24 protein-coding genes are annotated in these 20,092 nt (G+C 40.8%); 16 read left to right on the top strand and 8 right to left on the bottom strand.

Annotated features, from left to right (window positions below; all coding sequences use genetic code 11):
- A partial coding sequence (lysS, locus tag OEX01_02620; protein ID MDH5447883.1) for a lysine--tRNA ligase occupies positions 1-1,001 on the bottom strand: 1,001 nt, incomplete at its 3' end.
- Between the two features lie 50 nt (positions 1,002-1,051).
- On the bottom strand, positions 1,052-2,356 hold the full coding sequence (locus tag OEX01_02615; GenBank protein MDH5447882.1) for an MFS transporter: 1,305 nt from the start codon (positions 2,354-2,356) through the stop codon (positions 1,052-1,054).
- A 97-nt stretch (positions 2,357-2,453) separates the two neighbouring features.
- Here OEX01_02615 and OEX01_02610 point away from each other — a divergent pair, with 97 nt between their 5' ends.
- Complete coding sequence (locus OEX01_02610) at positions 2,454-3,899, top strand: carbohydrate kinase family protein (GenBank protein ID MDH5447881.1); 1,446 nt, start codon at positions 2,454-2,456, stop codon at positions 3,897-3,899.
- Positions 3,900-3,953: 54 nt separating this feature from the next.
- On the opposite strand, the gene OEX01_02605 is transcribed toward OEX01_02610, so the two are convergent.
- The gene (locus tag OEX01_02605; protein MDH5447880.1) at positions 3,954-4,991 is read right to left on the bottom strand and encodes a hypothetical protein; all 1,038 of its coding nucleotides are present in this window, start codon (positions 4,989-4,991) and stop codon (positions 3,954-3,956) included.
- 260 nt (positions 4,992-5,251) lie between these two features.
- On the opposite strand from OEX01_02605, the gene OEX01_02600 reads away from it, so the two are divergent.
- On the top strand, positions 5,252-6,664 hold the full coding sequence (locus tag OEX01_02600; GenBank protein MDH5447879.1) for a glutamine synthetase family protein: 1,413 nt from the start codon (positions 5,252-5,254) through the stop codon (positions 6,662-6,664).
- A gap of 598 nt (positions 6,665-7,262) precedes the next feature.
- Positions 7,263-7,634, top strand: coding sequence for a hypothetical protein (locus tag OEX01_02595; protein MDH5447878.1), 372 nt, complete (start codon positions 7,263-7,265; stop codon positions 7,632-7,634).
- A 43-nt stretch (positions 7,635-7,677) separates the two neighbouring features.
- Here the strand turns inward: OEX01_02595 and OEX01_02590 are convergent, their stop codons facing one another.
- Positions 7,678-8,430, bottom strand: a complete 753-nt coding sequence (locus tag OEX01_02590) for a hypothetical protein (protein ID MDH5447877.1) — start codon at positions 8,428-8,430, stop codon at positions 7,678-7,680.
- Positions 8,431-8,475: 45 nt separating this feature from the next.
- Positions 8,476-8,817: a hypothetical protein gene (locus OEX01_02585; GenBank protein ID MDH5447876.1), complete on the bottom strand. Its 342-nt coding sequence runs from the start codon at positions 8,815-8,817 to the stop codon at positions 8,476-8,478.
- Positions 8,818-8,900: 83 nt separating this feature from the next.
- Here OEX01_02585 and OEX01_02580 point away from each other — a divergent pair, with 83 nt between their 5' ends.
- The 12 genes from OEX01_02580 to tsaA all read left to right on the top strand — a co-directional run bounded on the left by OEX01_02580 (position 8,901) and on the right by tsaA (position 17,887).
- Positions 8,901-9,119: a hypothetical protein gene (locus OEX01_02580; protein ID MDH5447875.1), complete on the top strand. Its 219-nt coding sequence runs from the start codon at positions 8,901-8,903 to the stop codon at positions 9,117-9,119.
- A gap of 15 nt (positions 9,120-9,134) precedes the next feature.
- Positions 9,135-9,416 (top strand): GNAT family N-acetyltransferase, encoded by a 282-nt coding sequence (locus tag OEX01_02575; GenBank protein ID MDH5447874.1) that lies wholly within the window; start codon positions 9,135-9,137, stop codon positions 9,414-9,416.
- An 836-nt stretch (positions 9,417-10,252) separates the two neighbouring features.
- The gene (locus tag OEX01_02570) at positions 10,253-11,296 is read left to right on the top strand and encodes a zinc metalloprotease HtpX (protein MDH5447873.1); all 1,044 of its coding nucleotides are present in this window, start codon (positions 10,253-10,255) and stop codon (positions 11,294-11,296) included.
- A 62-nt stretch (positions 11,297-11,358) separates the two neighbouring features.
- A complete protein-coding gene (gene thyX / locus OEX01_02565; GenBank protein MDH5447872.1) occupies positions 11,359-12,063 on the top strand; it encodes an FAD-dependent thymidylate synthase in 705 nt (234 codons plus the stop codon).
- Between the two features lie 99 nt (positions 12,064-12,162).
- A complete protein-coding gene (locus OEX01_02560; GenBank protein MDH5447871.1) occupies positions 12,163-12,669 on the top strand; it encodes a chromate resistance protein in 507 nt (168 codons plus the stop codon).
- A 22-nt stretch (positions 12,670-12,691) separates the two neighbouring features.
- Positions 12,692-13,894 carry an MFS transporter gene (locus tag OEX01_02555; protein MDH5447870.1) on the top strand — a complete coding sequence of 401 codons (1,203 nt, stop codon included), beginning with the start codon at positions 12,692-12,694 and terminating at the stop codon, positions 13,892-13,894.
- Positions 13,895-14,048: 154 nt separating this feature from the next.
- Positions 14,049-14,960, top strand: a complete 912-nt coding sequence (gene nadA, locus OEX01_02550; GenBank protein MDH5447869.1) for a quinolinate synthase NadA — start codon at positions 14,049-14,051, stop codon at positions 14,958-14,960.
- Between the two features lie 162 nt (positions 14,961-15,122).
- A complete protein-coding gene (locus OEX01_02545; GenBank protein ID MDH5447868.1) occupies positions 15,123-15,683 on the top strand; it encodes a hypothetical protein in 561 nt (186 codons plus the stop codon).
- A gap of 20 nt (positions 15,684-15,703) precedes the next feature.
- Complete coding sequence (locus OEX01_02540; protein MDH5447867.1) at positions 15,704-16,156, top strand: formylmethanofuran dehydrogenase subunit E family protein; 453 nt, start codon at positions 15,704-15,706, stop codon at positions 16,154-16,156.
- 25 nt (positions 16,157-16,181) lie between these two features.
- Entirely contained in the window at positions 16,182-16,637 is a 456-nt protein-coding gene (locus OEX01_02535; protein MDH5447866.1) for a DUF1893 domain-containing protein, read from the top strand.
- A gap of 133 nt (positions 16,638-16,770) precedes the next feature.
- On the top strand, positions 16,771-16,998 hold the full coding sequence (locus OEX01_02530) for a hypothetical protein (GenBank protein MDH5447865.1): 228 nt from the start codon (positions 16,771-16,773) through the stop codon (positions 16,996-16,998).
- A 439-nt stretch (positions 16,999-17,437) separates the two neighbouring features.
- Positions 17,438-17,887: a tRNA (N6-threonylcarbamoyladenosine(37)-N6)-methyltransferase TrmO gene (gene tsaA / locus OEX01_02525; protein MDH5447864.1), complete on the top strand. Its 450-nt coding sequence runs from the start codon at positions 17,438-17,440 to the stop codon at positions 17,885-17,887.
- Positions 17,888-17,947: 60 nt separating this feature from the next.
- Here the strand turns inward: tsaA and OEX01_02520 are convergent, their stop codons facing one another.
- The 3 genes from OEX01_02520 to OEX01_02510 all read right to left on the bottom strand — a co-directional run bounded on the left by OEX01_02520 (position 17,948) and on the right by OEX01_02510 (position 19,389).
- Complete coding sequence (locus OEX01_02520) at positions 17,948-18,097, bottom strand: hypothetical protein (protein ID MDH5447863.1); 150 nt, start codon at positions 18,095-18,097, stop codon at positions 17,948-17,950.
- 137 nt (positions 18,098-18,234) lie between these two features.
- Complete coding sequence (locus OEX01_02515) at positions 18,235-18,879, bottom strand: hypothetical protein (protein MDH5447862.1); 645 nt, start codon at positions 18,877-18,879, stop codon at positions 18,235-18,237.
- A gap of 129 nt (positions 18,880-19,008) precedes the next feature.
- A complete protein-coding gene (locus OEX01_02510; protein ID MDH5447861.1) occupies positions 19,009-19,389 on the bottom strand; it encodes a hypothetical protein in 381 nt (126 codons plus the stop codon).
- Between the two features lie 165 nt (positions 19,390-19,554).
- Here OEX01_02510 and OEX01_02505 point away from each other — a divergent pair, with 165 nt between their 5' ends.
- Positions 19,555-19,926, top strand: a complete 372-nt coding sequence (locus OEX01_02505) for a hypothetical protein (protein MDH5447860.1) — start codon at positions 19,555-19,557, stop codon at positions 19,924-19,926.
- Positions 19,927-20,092: the final 166 nt, after the last annotated feature.

Below are 20,092 nucleotides of genomic sequence, written 5' to 3'. Positions count from 1 at the left end.
GAGAGCTCGCGGGTGCCTACGAAACGTTTCAGCATGAGCAAGACTAGTGATTGAGGCGAGCCATAGCGGAACCAAACTTGCGGGGTGAAGACGTTGCCGGCGGATTTTGAAATTTTCTTTCCACTTTTGTCTAGGAACATTTCATACCTAGCGTGCAAAGGTGGTTCGTAGTGTAGTATTTCTCGGCAGATTCTATCATTTATTCTCACAGAGTCTTCAATGTCTTTTCCGTAGGCTTCGAACCTTATGTCTAGAGCGTTCCACCTTACTGCGAATTCGCTTTTCCAGCTAAGCTTACCTTTGCCTTTTCTGTAATCTGTTTCACCTTCGTGCCCACAGCCTTCGAGCCATTTTCCTTTGATTTCCATACCTTTGCAAGTGTAGATAATCTTTCCTTCCTTTGGCAAGAATTCGTGAGCAGTTGTGGTGTAAATTCGCCCGCAGTTGCTGCATATTGGAAAGTAGGGGAGCGCTTCAGTGTATCTTTCTTGCCCCACCTCCTCTTTCACGATTTCTCCCACTCGTTTGGCGTTTATGAGAATTGCTTTAATTTCTTCGTTGAACCAGCCTTCTGCGTAGGCTTTCTTTGCTGAAATGAAATTATATTCTATGTTTGATTTGTCCAAGGCTTCTAACAGAAGAGAACTCATGTGTTCGCCGAAGCTGCTGTGACATTTGAACGGGTCGGGTATACTTGTGACTGGGTAGCCTAAGTATTTCTGCATTATTTTGGGAAAATCTGCTGGAACTTTTCGTAAACCGTCTTTGTCATCTGAAAACGCGATTAGCTCAGAATTGAAGCCTTGCTCCCTTAAGGCTAAGGTGACTGCGAAGGACCTTGCTGCATCGCCGAGGCTGCCAATGTGGGGCAAGCCTGAGGCGCCGAGGCCCATTTCTGTTCGGATTAAGTCGAGGCTGCGGCCTAGTTTGCGTTCTCTCTCTATGATTCTGGCGGCTGTTTTGTCGTACCATGTGCCATGGCCGATGATTTTTTCTGTCATTAAAGCTTCAGTCCACAACATAATGAAGCGTTAGGAAATAAAATTGTTGTCTAATCTGAACTTGTAGTGCCTACGCGCTCTTTTGGTTCATGTATGAGAAACAAGACTATTAGGAGCTGTGGAACAATCAATCCAAGTGTTGTGTAGAAGGGTAGTTGGGGAATGCCTATTTTCATTCCTTCTATGAAGAGATAGTTCCCCAACAACATGCCAAAGGCCATCACGATGTAGCCCATGAAGTTGATGAACCCTTGTACTTTGCCTCTGTTCACTGGGTTTACTAGATCCGTTGAAAGCGCCATCGACGCAGACATAGCCAATAGTTGGGCGATTCCAAATAGAATCATCGAAATCATGACTGTTAGAAGGTTGCCGGTGGCAAAAACCAGTGTAGCCATGCCGAGGACAAATAGGCCGAGAACTAGCGGAATTTTCCTTCCAATCTTGTCGACCATCTTGCCGATTGGGATAGAAACCACGACCATGGTCAATAAAAGCGGAATGAAAACGAGCCACCACTGTTCCTCTGGTATTCCAAGCACATCTCTTGCGTAGAGTGCATTGATTACATTAGTAAGCGACATTCCGAACATTACGAGAGTCCTAACAGTAAAAAGCCAGAACATTGATCGTGGAACTACTTTCCAGACGCTGAAGCTTTCTTTGATGGCTTTCGGGTACGAAGAGATAAAATACCTGAAGCGAATTGGTTCACTATTCGTTATTGTTTCCTTCAATCTCAGCCGCCACACTGCGGCGATGAAAAAGAGAGTTGTCGTGATTAGGTATATTATTCTCATACTCCACTCCAGTCCAAATTGCAGCAACAGAAAACCCGCGATTATAGGTCCTGGAGTGTTAAAAGTGCCGTGAATAAGTTGTATGATTGAAGTACCCATGCCTCTGCGCTCTGGAGGAAGCGAATCTTGGACCATTGCAAACAGTGCTGGTTGGTATATTAGACAGAGGCTACTCACGATTGACCCTAACAAAATGAAGTGCCATGTCGGGGCAAGCGCAAAGAATAGAAATGATAGGGCCATTGCAAACGTCATAGTCGTAATAAGCCAACGTCTTCCATACTTGTCTGCAAGGTAGCCGCCTGGAAAGGCTACAGCCGCCATTGCAAGGAAGTTGGCAAGGCCTATTATTCCCAAGGCCATAGGAGGACCACCTAGGACGTCTCGAATGTAATACTGAAAGTTTGGGTTGGGCATTTCCATGGCAAGGTCCATTATTATCCAGCTTATTACAAGAATTCGATAGTTTCCTGTAATGAATGAGAACTCTTGTCTGAGAAGGTCAATTAGTCCCATGAACCCAACTCTTTCCTTGAATCGTGAACACCTGTTCATATAAGTCTTAACTTTATTCTCAGCACCAAGAATAGATAAAGCAGAAGCGCTTTTCTACAAATTCCAACAATATATAACTGCTTTGATGTGAAAAAGAATGAAACAGGAAATAAGTGATGAACGTGTCTGGCCTTACATTCTGCCTTTTCCGTTAAACCCCGCAAAACGGGGGTTGATTTGGAGTATTCTTCAGTCTCGTGTTGGGTTGAAAATTCTGGAAAATGTTAGCGTCGATAGGCGAACCTACCAACATGATTTGATAGAGAAGTTACCGTATTCCAACAAGTCGATTATAAAATATTTAAAGGAGATGGTGGAGGCGGTGATTCTTGAGCATGGAATGGAGGTTAGCATGGAGAGGGGAAGAACTGTTTGGATAAAGTGGTACAAGCCGACAAGTTTGGGTAAATGGCTTGTCCTTTTCTTAAAACCTCCAAGCGATGTTTCACCAGATTTGACAAAAACAGTTATTGAAGAGCTTTTCCGCCTTTATTCTTCTAGCATTGTTGAAGTCTGCCAAAGATACGGCATGGATATTGACTTGTTTCATCGGGACTTGGATAAGCAGTATTTATTAAAAGCCTCTATGGAACAGCCTCAAATCAAGCATGAAGTAGCTGTTTTCGGAAGCGCCGCCCTTGACATCTATGGCACTTTAAAAAAATTACCAGCTGCAGATGAAGTTGCTTATGTAGAGGAGACAGGTCGTTATCTAGGCGGAATGGGCGCTAACGTAGCTGTTGCTCTTGCCAAGCTTAATGTTCCAGTTACCTTTTTTGGAAGAATTGGAAGAGACTCTGCAGGAAGAGTGTTGTTAGAGAATTTGAACAAAAACAATATTGACACATCGAACATTCATTTTGTAGACGCCTTTTCGCTGCAGACACTAATTCTCAGCGACAGCCAAGAACATCGGTGGCTCTTCACCGTCGGCTCACCTCAATCCGCAATGTCTCTGACATCACCCGAAGAAGTTGACTGGGAAATTCTTGGGCGATGCAAAATCACTTATATCGGAGAAGTCTTCGTTGAAATCGCATCGGCAATCGCTGATTATGCAAAAGCAAGAGACAAAGTTGTCGTCTATCGGCCTGGTGTTCCTTACATGAAGTTTGGCGTCGAAAATCTTCACAGAGTACTTGAACACACAACTATATTTATTCTGAACCAAGCAGGTTGGAGACAGTTGAGATTGGCATCTAAAGAAAAAATGGGCAGTCTTGCTAATCTACTGAAGTATGGTCCAAAAAGTATAATTCTAACTAAGGGCGCCAAAGGATGTGAAATCTTTTCTAGTGACGGATGTCGGAAATTTCCAGTATCACCACAATTGCGAGTTAAGTTCAAAACGGTTGATCCGACAGGAGCAGGCGACGGTTTTTCAGCAGGTTTGATTAAGGGTCTGCTCCGAAATTGGAGTCTTGAGAAGTCTGTTGATTATGGACAAATTGTTGCGTCTATTACGTGTTCTCGCGTAAGTGCTAGCAATGCATTTCCCACAGAAAAAGAAGTTGAAGCGGCAGTGGATTTCTCTAGTTTTTGATTAAACTGTATTTAGAAAAAGAGAGTGTCTGCAAAGCACATTCGATGAAGTCGGTTACATCTTTTGAAATGGTGTTCTAGCATGAAAATTGCGCCAGTTTATGACTCCGATTTTATTGGTTCCCTCGAAGGTCACTCCATCCTTTAATTCTCCACTAATCGTAAGTGAAACAATGATGATGAATCGACGATTTCTAATTGAAATCTGATCTTTAATAAGGCTGATGATCTCTGCGCGTTTGAACCTTAACAAGAGCCAATGGTGTCCTAGCTTCCACGCACCTTTTGGTGTAATCGTGTCGTTCAAGGTTATTGAAGAAGTATCAACATCTCTGCTCTTGTATTCTCTTGGAAGTTCTACCTCCACGAGAGCCCATTTGCCTCTACTTTTAAGATTTAAGACCCGTGGCGAGAACCGCACGTTGACCTTTACAATCTCTGTCCTTTCCCAAATGTTAGTTTCCTTAATTACTAAACGTGTAAACATGCGAGTCACATAGCCCTCCTTAAGCTTGGTATACTGCACGTCATTTACATATTCAGCAAGAACTCCGCTAGATCTGTCCCAGTAAACATGCATTTCTGAGATCTCTTGAAAGCTGGGATAGGGAGAAGTGTAGTTGCCCCTCTGGCCAAAGTAGTTTACCTCTCTTTCTGCCCAGGCATATCTGCGTGTCAAAGTTGCGTTGATCACTGCTGAATAGGGTTCCTTGTAGACTGTATCCCCGACACTGAGGTTTGCTGCAATAAGCAAATTGGGAAATGTTTGTAGCCAGCTGGAAACATCCGTCCACATAGTCCAAGACATTTTCGTGCCATTCCCAAAGCGAATTGTAGTTTGAAACGTGATATTTGTGCCCGTTACTGATTGAACCTCTACTTTGTAAGATTCAATGTCCGTGATTCCCGGTGGAGGTGGAGGGTAAGGAGAGTTAGGGTCGTTTGTTGTGTAATTATAGACTACTTCGTATTTCGCCCAGTCTCCGGCATGAACACCAGGAACTCTCGCAACGGCTGCTTCCACTGGAAACAAGGCAAATTGGCTTGCAGATACAACATTTGCAAGCATAGAAACGATTAAAGCTATGCACATATTCTTCACTAAAATTCCTCCCATCTCCACAGTTACTTGGTCTAATCTCTTATTTAGACATTATGGAAAAATCTTATTTGTTTGCTCAAATCCGCATATTTTGCAAAATTGATACAGAAAAATCTCGTGTTAGAATCGTATGTTAGCCTTAAGAAAGGATTAAACTTAATAGCGAAGCAGCAGCACATTTCGAGAAGTTAAAATAAGAGAGCCCCAAAATAATATCTTCCTTTCACTTTAACGGTATAGGATGTTTCGAAATGGAAATGCAATGTTTTACAGAAGAGGGTGCTATCAAACTTATTCAGGAAAAAGACATAAAAATCGTAAACCTTTGTCACATCCCTGAAGATTGCCGCCTTAAAACCCTAAGCTTTATGGTTAAAAATAAGGAAAGGCTACATGAAATTTTAGAATTTGGGGAAAGAGTTGACGGTTCAAGTTTGTTCTCTTATATTGATCCGAACAAGAGCGATGTCTACATTATGCCTAAGACAGAATCTGCCTTCGTTGACCCATTTAGTTCAACGCCAACGCTAAACATTTTATGCAAATACCTTGATGAAAATGGAAAACCGTTGGATGTTGCCCCGGAAAACATCTTATTAAGAGCAGAGGAAAAACTGCGTTCTTCGACAAGCATTATTCTGAAAGCTTTCGCCGAATTAGAATTCTACATAGTTTGTAAGCGGGAAGAAACCGTTTTTTCAAGAATAACAAAAAGAAATTATCATGAGTCTGCGCCTTTTGCAAAATTTGAAAATCTAAGGAATGAAGCTTTAATCGCCCTCGAAGATGTAGGTATAGCCACAAAATATGGGCATTCAGAGGTTGGCGGATTTTACTCTAAAACTGGCCATGTAATGGAACAGCATGAAATAGAGTTCTTACCGCAAAATCTTAAGAAAATGGCTGAAACCATAACCGTTGCAAAGTGGGTTATAAGAAACATTTGTGCGAAATGCGGAGTCTCCGTCTCTTTTGCCCCTAAACCAGCGCTGGAACATGCTGGAAACGGAATGCATATTCATCTTTGTGGATTAAGAGGGAATAAAAACATAATTGCAGATTCCAAGGGAAAGTTAACAACCGAAGCAAAGCAAATGATGGGGGGATTACTCAAGTTTGCCCCTAGCCTGACAGCCTTTGGGAACACTATACCAGTTTCGTATTTGCGGTTTATTTCCCGTGAAGAATCACCTATGCATATTTGCTGGGGAACAAAAAATCGTTTAGCTCTAGTCCGTATACCTCTATGGTGGAACTTCAAAAAAAACTTCAGAGAAGCAGGCAGTTGTAGAAGAACTTTCGAGTTCAGAGCCCCAGACTCGTCAGCGAGCACCTACCTATTGTTGGCTGGAATCGCAGTGGCTGTTGAGTATGGATTGAAAAATCCTAAAAAATCTATTAAGATTGCTGAAAATTTGAATGCCGACAACATGGTTAGGAAAAACAGAAAATATGGAGTCCTTCCACTGTCTTGCGTTGAAGCTGCAAACAACCTTAAGAGAGATAGAAAATATTACGAAGCAAATGGTGTTTTTCCGAGAAGAGTGATAGATGGGATTATAGGCAAGCTGGAATCTTACAGAGACAGTGAATTGTGGAAGAAATTAGCTGGTAAACCAGAGAAAATCGAGGAGTTGTTATGGAAATACTTGCATTATGGATAGCGCACAGCCACTCATCTTTTTTGTTGCCAATAAAATTTTAAAGCAGAGAACAACTCTTGAAAAAAACGCGATATCTAAAACAGACCAAACTTCATAGAAAGAATGTTTAGCAGTATGGTTCTGCTCAAAACTCACCCCCCTAATACTAATTCGCTTCCCGTCTTATCATTTTTGCGTAGAAAACCTACCCTAGCATCCCAAAAAAGTAGTTTTCGCTAGTGTTCACCACCCTTTTTTTTTGGCATCCCCAGTCTAAAATCCTACGAAAACTCGCTTCAGCATGTGGGCAAATTGCACACTAAAAGAATAACTCTATAAGGTTCTAACCTCATAAAGTAAATGGGCTTAAGCGTAAATGAAGGCTTTAGCTCATGGTTGGGATGGGGGTTACCCCCCCGGGGAGAAAGGAGAAGTTTTTTAACTTCTTTCCCAACCAATCATCTTAGAAGTTTATTCTAGAATTAAGTTCTATTTAAGACTTTGACAACTTTTAAATACATATGGTTTGTTTCCCGCATGTATTATGCAGAAAAAAACTTCTTTTTCTATGAATTTGGCACAAATGTTAAGTTCTCAGAGCTTTTAAGAACAAGAGATCGTGTCAAACTTGGTGAAAATTACTTTTAAACCTTGGGAAGAAGTGATAATTCACGAATCACTTCACTATTCTATAGAAGATTTGATAAAGAACCAAAGCTTGGGTGTCCAACCTGGAGGGCTTGCACCGCCACTCAGATGGGCAGAAGGTGTTGCATTTAGTTCCCAGGCCATGCCACCAACTAGAGAGGTTGTTAGAGAGCAATTGGAAGGCAAAGTTCATTTGGGTTCAGTATCGTGGGCTCCAATGCTGAAATACAAGAATGTAATACCAATAAAGGACATAAACGCAAAAATACCTGTGATTAACGTAAGCGCTAACGCTGTTCTATGTGAAGTTGCAAAAGAGTTAAAGAAACAAATACAAGAGTAGAGGCTTTTTCGCCCTCTATCTCCTTCTTTTTTATATATTAAGTTTAGATAAGGCTAAAGTTAATAGTAGGTATGTCGCCCTTAATCACCATTCCAGTTGCTCCGTCCAAGATTATTTTGCAGCTTTCCTTCTTGTATTCGTAAGTGACAAACCAGATTGGCGCGTGAAGATAGACAATGTCACCGAGCTTAAGGTCGGTGTGCATCTCTATTATCTTGTCCACTTCTTGCTTGGCTAAAAACTGGTTGTGAGCTTCAACCTGCTGCTTAGCCTTCTCCAAGGCCTCACTTTTCTCAATTTCGCTGTTCAAAACTTTCGCAAAGCCTTCTATTTTTCGAAAGTCGTAAGGAACCTTGCCCTCTAGCGGCACGTCATACTCTCTGGTGGGGAACTGGGTAGCTTTCCTTGCAAGGACAAGCCAGTCATAATGTTTTTCGATTTTTCCCTCTTTCACCGCTGGGGGTGTGAGTCGTTCAAAAATACCTTTATACGTGCTGGATGCCTCAACCTCCAATACCCAGAAGGGAATGTAAACTAGATTTTTCTCTGTTATCTTTGACCTTTTTGCTAGGTCGCTTGGTTTTGTGAAACCTGTTCGCATCCATTTGCGCACAACAGTTTCAACTTGAGCCTCATCGTATTTGTTCAAGAACATGGAATGTTTAAAGGTGAAGGGTTTGCCTGTTTCGATTACCTGGGTGAAGCCGCAGTAACGGCACGTGGTTACGATTTCTCCGGGTTTGAATAGGATTGGTGCTCCGCAGTGGGCACAGCTGATTTCTTGTATTATGGACATGGGATGCCTCTAATCTGTTAAGTGTGCAGGGCTGAAATAAAGTTTCTATTTTCTGCTTGACCGCAGCGCAGTGACAACTGCTAGAGCCCCGATTAATGCTAACACAAACACGATGGTATACATAGGGTTCATTCCCATGTTAACCATGTACAATGAGCCGCCGAGAACTATGAAGAGCATACCCCAGCCGAAAGTGCTGAATGCGCCTTCTTCAGGTTTAGCCGCTTTTAGACCAGCAGTAACTACGGTCCAAATGCCGCTGGATAGAAGAATTAAGGGAACAATGTTTTCTGCTGTGATTATTTCTAAAAGAAAAGCAGCTATCCAAACTGCAACAATCATCAGATAAACGCCAAAAGACAAAAGTCCTAGATGAAACCTTGCCAAATAGATTTGCTCCAAAGGATTGTTAAAAAACCATTATACGTCTAAGATATATATGATTTGCATAACTAAAGGAGAGGCGTCTTGTGAACATTAAGCGATACCGAAACGGCGACTTTAACGATTTAGCCTGTCTTTATAGAGATTTCTTTAATGAGATGCGGGAATGGCAAGGTTGGGAACAACTAAAGCTTGACGAAAAAGAGGCTGTAGAAACTGCAAGAGAAAGCCTCGGCCTGAATTCGTGGGTGTTTGTGGCGGAATACTATGGAAAGCTAATTGGATTTGCAAGGGTTCAGCTTTAGGATGGAGCATACTTCGTGAGAGAAGTCTTCGTTGCAAAATCTTTCAGAAGAAAAGGTGTAGGCAGCAAACTGTTGGCAAGATGTGAAGATCTTGTTCGAAAAAATGGTGAAACGTCGATATATTTGACTGTGGAGCCGAAACACTCAGTTTCACTGAACTTCTTAAACCACAACGGCTACGACACGTTAAACATGTTAGAACTACGTAAAGACTTCGCTCAAAACTCCATCCTTGAAAAACAAGGCGAAGTTAATATTCTCGGTCACAGACTATGTCTCCTCAAAAGAAAAATATAATAACAGTGTCGCCTTTGCGCGCGTCTTTGCATGCGTTTTATGAACAGACTGACGTGAAACAGCAACTAATCTACGCCTCGGCTGGAAAGCCTCGGATTTGTTATAATCTCTAGAACTATAAGAAAGACTATCCACATTTTCTAGCGTATTTCCAAAGCGGATATTATGAAAAATGAGAGACATATTATGACCAATATGAAAAGTAAGCCTGCCAAATCCCTGCGCATTTATAACATTTTACAGAAAGTCTTTGCCACGCTGGGTGTGTGCTGTTTTTCTGTTCCTGCATTTTTCCTTTCTATTATCAGATTCATCCCAGTTTTATCGGACGTATATCTTCAAGCTACTACTGGTCATTTGAATCCCAGACTCAATTTTGTAATGGGCGGTTGCCTTTTGGAAGTCCATACGCAGTTTACGAATACTGGTTTTATAATTATTGGTTCCACAATTACAATGCAATAGCGTTTGGGACACAGTTTTCAGCAGTGCTTATAGCTATGTTCATAATTCAAATTCTAACATTAGCCACAAGAGTATCACCTTTAATCTTTAGGAAAAAGGTTTTTGAGCTCCTGCCAGTAATTTTTTGTCCAATAGCCGCGGGACTTATGGTTTGCCCGAATGTGTTTTTTCTCGGTAGAAATTGGGCTGTTGGCACTTATCAGATAGGTTACTAGTTGACCTATCTGTCTGAAGTTATATTCATAGTTAGCTTTTTGTTTAGAATGGCGAGAAGATAGCGCAGGCGCAATTTAGCAAGCGGTTCGCTTTTGGGTTTAGTGAAAATGCTTATTTCTAACAAGCAATCCTAGCTCTTAAACGAGGCTGCAACTTTGGCTAGATTAGCTCGGCTAAAACTTTCTATGGTCATATCTATCCTTCTAGTCAGCATAATATTTGTCGTCTTCTTAGGAGTGATAATGTTTGTACTTCAACTCCCAATAATCTTGGCTTTCATCGCCACTCTATTTTTCCTTCTTCTACAGTATCTTATTGGACCAACCATCGTGAGAGGCTCCACACATTTGCGCTACTTGAAGCCAGGCGAAAACCCGTGGCTAGAATCGATGGTAAAAGAACTCGCTCAAAAAAGCGATATTCCCATGCCTAAACTAGCAATAGTTCCAGATGGAACACCAAACGCGTTCATTTTTGGGATAACCGCCGGCGGCGCCACTCTTGCAGTGCATGAGGGTCTGCTTAGAAGGTTGAATAAAGACGAAGTAAAAGCGGTTGTCGGGCATGAGCTTGGTCACATCAAACACAAAGACTATCTGGTTATGACCATGCTTTCAGCGTTACCTCTTCTTGCTTATTGGATCGCTTGGGGGACATTTGAGTCTGCGAAATGGAGCAGCATTAGTAGTTCCCGCGACAAAAAGGAAGGTGGTGGTCTCAGAGCCGCACTTTTTATTGTCGCCTTAATATCATACGTGGTCTACATAGTTACGCTTCTGTGTGTAATGGGCTTAAGCAGAAACCGTGAACATTACGCTGACGCCTACTCCGCCTACATAACCAGTCAGCCAAGAAATCTACAGAGTGCATTATCCAAAATCACCTATGGGCTCTCACTCTCGCCGAAACCAACAACGGGCGCAAGAACTTTCTACATAGGTGATCCCGCGATGGCAAAGCAGGAGTGCCAAGGCATAATTAAGCGAAAAGATGTTTACGACCTTGATCGGGACGGTGTCTTAGATGAGAGAGAACTGCAGATAGCCATGGAAAGAGAAGCTAAATCAACGTGGACAGCTATCAACATGTGGTTTTCAACGCATCCTGCAACTTTTAAGCGAATTCTTTTGCTGCGAGAAATCGAAAACGAAATGGATACTGGACGATATTCAAGCAACCATATCTACGCCAACATTTAAACTTAAGACGCTCACAATCTTTTTCACCCTAGTATTCTAATATTTCAAGAATGTGAGTTAAGATGAAGGTCAAGCTCCTCAGCTACACACCTAACCCAGAGCTGCTTTGCGCCTCGGCAGCTCTAACCTCTACGCATCCAGTAGTGACATCAGAAAACTTCAAAAAACTCGATTTGGCAAAGGCTAGAAAAATACTTCAGAGGGTTATGGATTTCGGTCACACTTCCGTCATAGAGCATGCCTCTTTCACCTTCAGTCTAGAAAACGTTTCAAGAGCGTTGACTCACCAACTCGTAAGACATAGACTAGCGTCCTATACGCAACAAAGCCAAAGATATGTAGCATACAACACCCTTGAACATTATGTCACTCCAAAAAGCATTAAAAACCACAAAGACGCCAAGGAAACATTTGAAGACGCGTTAGCAAAAATCTCAGAAGCTTACCAAAAACTGCTAAAATACAGTATCCCAAAGGAAGACGCAAGGTTTATTCTGCCAAACGCTGCCATGACTAACATTGTGGTAACTATGAACGCTCGAGAGCTACGCCGCTTCTTTAATTTGCGATGCTGCGAACGTGCCCAATGGGAAATCCACGAGACGGCAATCGAAATGTTGAAACAAGCCAAAAAAGTTGCTCCAGTACTTTTTGAGAACGCTGGCCCTTTCTGTGTGGAATATGGTTATTGTCCCGAAAAAGAGAAAAAACCATCAACATGTAATATCGAAAGGATAAAGAAACAATTTGTCAACTTGAGCTCTTAATGTCGTGTCTTAGAAGTATACAATTCGGAAATCAGAGCTTTTCTTTTAGACATAAGTTATATGGAGAATCGCTAAGTAAATTATCCGCATGGAGGTAACATGATGAGATGGGTTACTCGTGAACACGTGCATGTCGACAGGGTTGCTTCTCCTTGGTTAATTAAGAAATTCGTGGACCCAACGGCAGAGTTCATTTTCGTTCCAGCGGAGAAAATTGGAGAGGTTGTGGAAACAGAGAAGGCAATACCGTTTGACGTGCCTAACGTTGAGTTGGGACACAAAAGCGACAAATGTACTTTCGATGCGATAATAGAAAAATACAAATTCAAAAATCCAGCTTTGTTAGAGATCGCAAAGATTGTTAGAGCAGCAGACACAACTGACAAAGCGTTGGCACCAGAAAGCATCGGACTCAAAGCCATAGCCGCTGGTTCAATGATGATTGTCAAAGATGACTTCGAGGCAATAGAAAAGCAGAAGTTTCTATATGACTCTCTTTATGCCTACTGCAAGCTTCGCCTAGTTAAAGAGAGATACAAAGACGACCTAGATAAGATGGATAGAAAACAGCGGTTTAACTTTCTCAGAAAGAAGACGAAAAAATAAGCATTTCGAGTTTGCAAAAGCCATGTTTCACAATGCACCAAGCAGATTCTTCTGGACGCTATGCTTCATAGGACTATTTGCAATTCTAAGTTCTACAATGTCGAAAAACCCAGTTTTGAAACCGTTTTCCACAAGTTTAGGCACGCCAGAAGCATTACTGGGAATTGTTGCTGCAGCCTCTACGATTCCTGGAATACTTGTAAGCTTTCCTGCTGGTTGGCTTTCCGACGTTTTTGGGCGAAGAAAACTTCTGTTAACATCTTGTGTTGTCTTTGCTTCCGCACCTTTCCTATATTTATTCGTGTCTTCTTGGTGGCAACTTGTGCTAGTGCGTTTCTATCACGGTTTCGCAACTGCCATATTTGTTCCAGTTTCAAACGCAACAATCGCAGAGTTGTTCCCGACAAAAAGGGGCGAGAGAATTTCTACGTTTTCTTCAGCTACCATTATAGGAAGAAGTGTTGCTCCTCTCCTCGGAGGTTCAATTCTATTCATTACAGTCAACAACTATCGTGAGCTATATGTCATTGTTGGAGTCGCGGGCATTATTTCTCTATTCACAGCTTTAATATATCTCAAAGAAATTACCTCAACAAATTTCAATAAAACTCTAGAAAAGATGAAATCTAGGAAAAACACTAGTGTTCTTCAAGATTGGAGCAAAATCGCAGGTAACAAGGGAATTCTCATAGTAGGCATTTTGGAAGCCTCTCAATACTATACTTTTGGAGCTGTTGAATTCTTTTTGGTGGGGTACCTTCAAGACATCGCAACGATGAACCTTTTACTAGTAGGCATAATCTTAGGAGCGCAGCCCATCATAATTTCACTTACTAAGCCTTTCATGGGTAAACTATCTGACAAAATCGGAAGAAGAACACCCATTATTATAGGATCACTAATCACTAGTTTTCTGCTGATTGCCATTCCTCTAACAGTTGATTTCCCCATCCTCCTAGTGCTTTCTATATTATACGGACTAGGATTCTCACTAGTAACCTCGTCAACACCCGCACTTGTGTCTGAATTAACTCAAAAAGAAAACTACGGCGCAACTATGGGATTCCTAGCCACCATAATGGACATCGGCCAAACAATCGGACCAATCATGTCAGGAATAATACTTGCATCAACCATGGGATACATTGGCCTCTTTGGGTCCCTCAGCACAATAATCCTTGTTACTACAGGAATCTTCTTTGCGTCTAAAACAGCCAAAGCTTAACTTCGCTTCAGACATCTCCAAGTACACGTATCCTTGAAGCCTAGTGCATTTACTGCAAAAAGCTGCCAAACCTTGTTGAGTTTATATGAAATACGTTAAAGATATATTATCCAACACATTTACTACCTTGCCCATAATCTCTGGGAGAATAAACATGACACTCGTCGATGATATCCTCAAGCTTAAACGAGAAAAAAAAGCGGTAATACTGGCACACAATTATCAACGCCCAGAAATTCAAGACATTGCAGACTATGTGGGTGACAGCATAGAACTCAGCCGTCGAGCAAAAGAAGAAAAAGATGCAAAAATAATAGTGTTCGCAGCCGTAAATTTCATGGCTGAATCAGCCGCCATTCTCAACCCAGAAAAAAAAGTACTACTGCCATGTATGGGTTCAAGATGCTCCATGGTTCAAATGCTTCCCGCCGAACAACTGAAAATATGGAAACAAAGATACCCAAACACACCAGTCGTGCTTTACGTCAATACTCTGGCCGAAGCAAAAGCAGAATGCGACGTCTGCTGCACTTCCGCAAATGCCATAAAAATTGTGGAAACCCTTGATGGAGAAACTATCCTTTTTGGTCCCGACCGCAACCTAGCAGAATACGTCCAAGAAAAAACCGGAAAAAAAGTCATTCCCATTCCTCCCCAAGGCTTCTGTCCCACACACATACTGTTCATGAAAGAAGACATAATGGCGCAAAGGCAAGCACACCCAGACGCTGTGGTAGCAGTGCATCCAGAATGCTCCAAAGAGGTAAGGGAAATTGCAGATTTCATTGGAAGCACCTCACAAATCTGCAGATATTCAAACATCTTGTCTGTAAAGAAATTTATCATCGGCACCGAAGTTGGGATTCTTCATAAACTTAGAAAAGAAAATCCCGACAAACAATTCCTTCCTGCATACGGAGGTGCAACATGCAACGCTATGAAACTCACCACTTTAGAAAGACTTTACCACTCTTTAAAAGAAGAACAAAACCCTGTCAGCGTTCCGAAAAGCATTGCAAAGAAAGCAAAGAAGGCTTTGAATAAAATGTTTGCATTAACGGAATAACTTGAGAAACTTGAAATATATAATTTAGGAGATGCTGTATTAATTGTTATTTACTCTGGGTTTTAAAGTTAAGCTAATGAAGAAGAGACGGATTTAAGATTATGAAGGTTTAAATATTAGTATTACATTTTTCTAAAAAAGTATTACTCTGAGAGTGGTTTTATGGCTTACTTCAGAACTCGCGATCTGGCTGGAATAACGATCTTTGCAGCCCTCTGGGGAGTTCTAAACGTGACAGTATCACCTATCTTCTTCCAAATATTTAGCTTACCTTTCCTTTGTGATGTAATAGGGTTCTCTGCGTTAATACTGGCAGTATGGTGGGTAAGAAAACTCGGGACAGCCACATTTGTAGGCTTCATCGCGCTGATAATTAACATGTTGGTCAGACCTACAGCATTGCACTTCTTTGGCTTCTTCACAGTTTCTATTGTATTTGATGTTCTCACGTTCCTTATTGGATACAATCGATTGTTTGAGAAGAGGCTCCTAGGCTCAACTAGTCTATTTGCAATCTCTGTTTTCTCGGCGGCTGTTGCAGGCTTGATTATAGGATCATTTTTTATGCCGCCAGTTGCCCTAGCAAAATGGGGGGGAGTATTAAGTTGGGCAGGATTGCATGCTGTAGGCGGTGTTATAGGAGGTGCAGTAGGGGTATCCTTAATGAATGCTTTAACTGTTAGAGGTATAGCTTCAAAAATTGGAGCATCGAAGAGAATTTGAGGCTTGAAAGGAGGAACAGTATGACTCTTGAGCGTAACATATCCTCAGAACTCACATCTATTTTGGAGAAAGCCGCGGAATTTCATGGGCATCTTGGACCATTTCTGGTTATCGGCGTTAGAATGGGACTAACAGGACTAAGCCGGCTAGGCATAAAAAGAGGCGAATTATCAAAAATCACAGCTTCATTGCCACATTGCATTCCTTTCTCTTGCATTATAGATGGGCTTCAGATCACGACAAAGTGTACTACCGGTAACCAAAAACTTTCTCTAATAGACTCTGAAAAGATTCAAGCAGAATTCGAAAGAAAAGACACTGGACAAAAAATGCTTGTCGCCTTGAATCAGTCAATGTTTGAAAAGCTAAAGTCTCAGCTTCTCTCACAAGAAACCTTACCAAACGAAGAAGTTCGCGAACTGGCGTGGAAAGTTGCTGCCATACCAGAAGACAAACTATTCGTCATCACTTAGCAAACATTTAAGAAAATAAGATTACTTGTCGTTAAAGGGTAAGATGTACGACTTAGAAGTTGCTAAGCAGAGATTAAGAGATAAAAAACTAAGCTTAGTATTCGTGAAAAACTCCAAGCCTATCTTTGAAACGAACAAAGAAGGACTCAGCGGTTTCTTACAGGCAATAGAAGAACTAAACGGCAATCTCTCAGACGCATCAGTTGCAGACAAAATTATCGGCAGAGCCGCATCACTTCTCTGCGCTTATTCAAACGTCAAAGCAACCTTTGCAATCATACTAAGCCAAAGCGCTTTAGAAATATTAAACACATACAACATCCACTGCGAATTTGAAACACTCGTTCCGACAATTCTCAACTTGAAGAAAACCGACAAATGCCCTTTCGAAAAACTTGTAGAAAACATTACTAACTCCGAAGAAGCCTACGAAAAAATAAAAAGACTTTACAACTCTCAAACACAGATGCACACACAATAATGAAAATCCAAACAAAAAATCAAAAGATATAAACAGTAACCACACACTCCAAACTCTGGATTCACAATTCACAAACGTTATTTATCAAAATCTTGGTAAAACCAAAGCATCACTTAATAAGGAATAGTGAAAAATGAAGAAAACTTCCACCGTATATGTGGTTGATCTAACAAAGATTGAAGGCAACGGAGACTTCCTCTGCCCCCGCTGTGGAGCAGTAATTTCGCCTGAAGATGAAACAGAAACCACCTACGTTATTCAAGAAGTCAAAATGAAAAAGAATGATCAACTAGAAGAACTAACAATAAAGTGTAACAACTGTGAAAGCATCATCCACATAACCGGATTCACTTTTTCATAAAAACTACTTCTTCTCCTTCACCAGCTTATCCTTAGAAAGAGACCGTTCTATCCACCTAAAACTTAAACTGAAAACAGCCCACACAATAAATCCATAAAAAACTCCATTCACAAGCGCATTTACCAAAGAGACATGGCTCAAATCTGAAATTCCAAACAAAAAACAAACAACGTTTCCAGGAAACAAAGGAGAAGAAATCGCAAGCGACGATACTAAGAAAATAGCGAAAAACACAATAAAAACAGCCAACCCCCGCATTTGCATTTTCACTCTTTTTTCGAACATCTCTTTTCTAGTAAATATTACAAGTCAACATATCAGGCATCGGAATACTTAATAAACTTTTTTGTTGATGCGTTCGACACAAATACAAAAGCAGTAAGACTCCTGAGTTAATCTTTTCTTAGCGAAATTACAAGCTATTATTGTGATGCTGTTGTTGCCTTTTAAAAAAATTAAGATCAGACCCATAGGTTTTGTAGAGCGAGCATCATCTGACGAGGATGTTAAAGACAAAAGTCTTGTTTCAAGGATAGTGCTCAAAAAAGATCTTACCAAAGCTTTAGATAGTATTGAAGAGTTTTCTCACGTTTTCGTTATTTTTTGGTTGCACAATATATTGAATACTGGAAAGACTGTTTTGAAGGTTCATCCTCGAGGTTTAGCAGAGTTGCCGCTTGTAGGAATTTTTGCTACAAGGGCTCCAGTTCATCCGAACCCTATTGGTTTGACTTTGGTGGAGCTTGTAAAACGCGAAGGAAATGTTCTTTGGGTGAAAGGCCTTGACGCTGTTAATGGTACTCCTGTTTTAGACATTAAGCCCTTTAACGGTTGGGATGTTGTCATGAGCACCAGAGTTCCAAAATGGTCAACGAAAATAGACAAATAACATGCTCGCAAGATTTTTTGGCACTGCGACTTTGCTCAACAAGACAAAGACCGTTTTTGTTTAATTTTCTACTTCAACTCGGATTTCTTTCCAATCTTCTTTTATACCTCTTAGCGACATCACTGCACCCACAACTATCCCGCTAAATATCTTCTTTACGAATTCACTAAGTGAAATTTCTTTGTCGTCAACAAACAATCTCACATCCATTTACATAACCCTGATATTTCAATAAGATTCTCTCTTAAAAAATTTAAGAAATAGGCTTTTCACTCTTCACTCTAGTTAGATGATGAAGAAAACAAAAAAGGTAAAAGTTCAAAAAATTGTGCGGATACGAAGACAGCTTAGATTGAGAAAATTGATTTCTTTTTCGCTCGTTCTTTTTGCTCTTTTTTAGGCTGTTCCGGCTTAACTTCTTCTGGAGGCATCACAAACTCTTCTGTCACCGTTTCAGGCTGTTTTTCCGGTTTTTTTTCAGCAGTCTCTAGTGGTTTTAGCTTTTCTGGCTTAGTTCTTCGTCGAATTGATTTCGTTGCCTCACTAAGCCACACTGGTTCAAGGTGCAGGGCTTTTTTGTCATCAAATTCAAAGTACTCCCAAGTGTAGAGGTCCATTTGGATTCCTTGCATCTGACCAACTACATCAACTAACTGCACTGAAAACGAAGGTGCTAGGAAGATAAGCCTCGGTGTTTTGGCATCGTTTATTTTGAAATCTTTGTAGGAAAACTTTATCATTGGTTTCACGTTATTCATGTAAGCTAAGATTTTCAATCCTTCAAAAAACATATTGTCATTTTCTTTTGTACTTAGCTTGAGAATCACCAGCTGTCCGTTTTCGTCGTGGCATAGAACATCAATATTTGTTTTTGAATCTATTGGCATGCTATGGCAAATTGCTGTTAATTCTTTCTCAACAGCACTTACATTACTTACAACTATTTTCCGCAACTCATTCTCGTCTTTAACGCTGATTCGCGCAATGGTCATACTTAATCCCAGCAATAATAAATCTGCATAAATAATAAATAATTTATGAATAATGATTCACAAAATTGAATACAGATTTTGAATATGATTTGATAATATTGAACCCATTGGAAGTGATCCGTTGGCTTACTAGAGTACGCATTGTATCATCTTTTCACAGGTCAGACAAGAGTCTGGAATCGGCGTGTTTTTGGGGCGTTTCTTTAAATATCCGAAGTAATGTGAGCATCCTGTCGGTTCAAGGCTTTTTATGTTTTTCTGGCTTTTTTCAAGGACAGTATTTGAATCTTTTGAAATTAACACTTTTAAGTTATCAAGTTCGTCTAAAACTACATTTTCATCTAATTTAGAGAAACAGAATGGACAAGCTTCATAGATTTGCAGGGGAGTCACTGAAAGATTAGTTAATCGAATAGTATTTTCAAACGCCCTTCCACAAGCTTCACAGAAGCAGCCATTACTTTCTTTTTCAACATTCCCCGAGCATCGTATTGAGATAAGCTCCGACAAAAGAGTCACCCATTAAACGTATAGTAAATTTTAAGATTTAATAAACGTTTCCGTGTTGTTGTTGTACACATATGCAATTGTCCTTGTTTTGTGAATTGCAGGTCTATAGTAATATGTCACAAGGTTTACATATTTTTCTGTTGTTGTTTTTTGTGTGGGTTAGTGGTGTCGGTTAGGGATTATTTGCGTGAGAGAGCTGCAGAGTCTAGGCATGATGAGATGTCGGCTTATCTGATGTTTATTGCTGGGAGTGTTTTGTTTGTGGGTGGGATTTTGGAGACATTATTTGTGGCAGAATTAGTAGAGTGGGCTCTGTTTGTGCCAGTGGGTTTTTCGGAGACACCTGGAGGTACTTTGGGATTGGCGTTAACATTAAGTGGATTGGCGTTGATAGTTTTTGGCTTAGTAGCAGGGGCTTACTTTGCACGTGATAGGGTGTGGTATATGCGGGAGTTGCGTAATGCTAGTTTTGTTGAGGAGAGTATAGTTGCAAAAAAAAGAAGGAGAAAGAAGAACATTAGCAATCGTGCAAAATAGCGTGCACTCACCACTTAGATTAGACTTCTTTTTCTCTATACTAATGTGAACGAAAGATTTTTGAAGAGATTAGTGCATGTGTCTGGCGTGCTGAGCCTATAGATTTTTTCTGGTTCCAAATAGGGGTCTATTGGAGGCTAAATGTGGGTGGCGGATTATTGGGGAT

It is taken from the genome of Candidatus Bathyarchaeota archaeon (assembly GCA_029882535.1).
In the GTDB taxonomy this organism is placed as follows: domain Archaea; phylum Thermoproteota; class Bathyarchaeia; order Bathyarchaeales; family SOJC01; genus JAOUKM01.
Note: the sequence above shows the minus strand (reverse complement) of the source record. Positions and strands in the feature narration are given on the sequence as shown.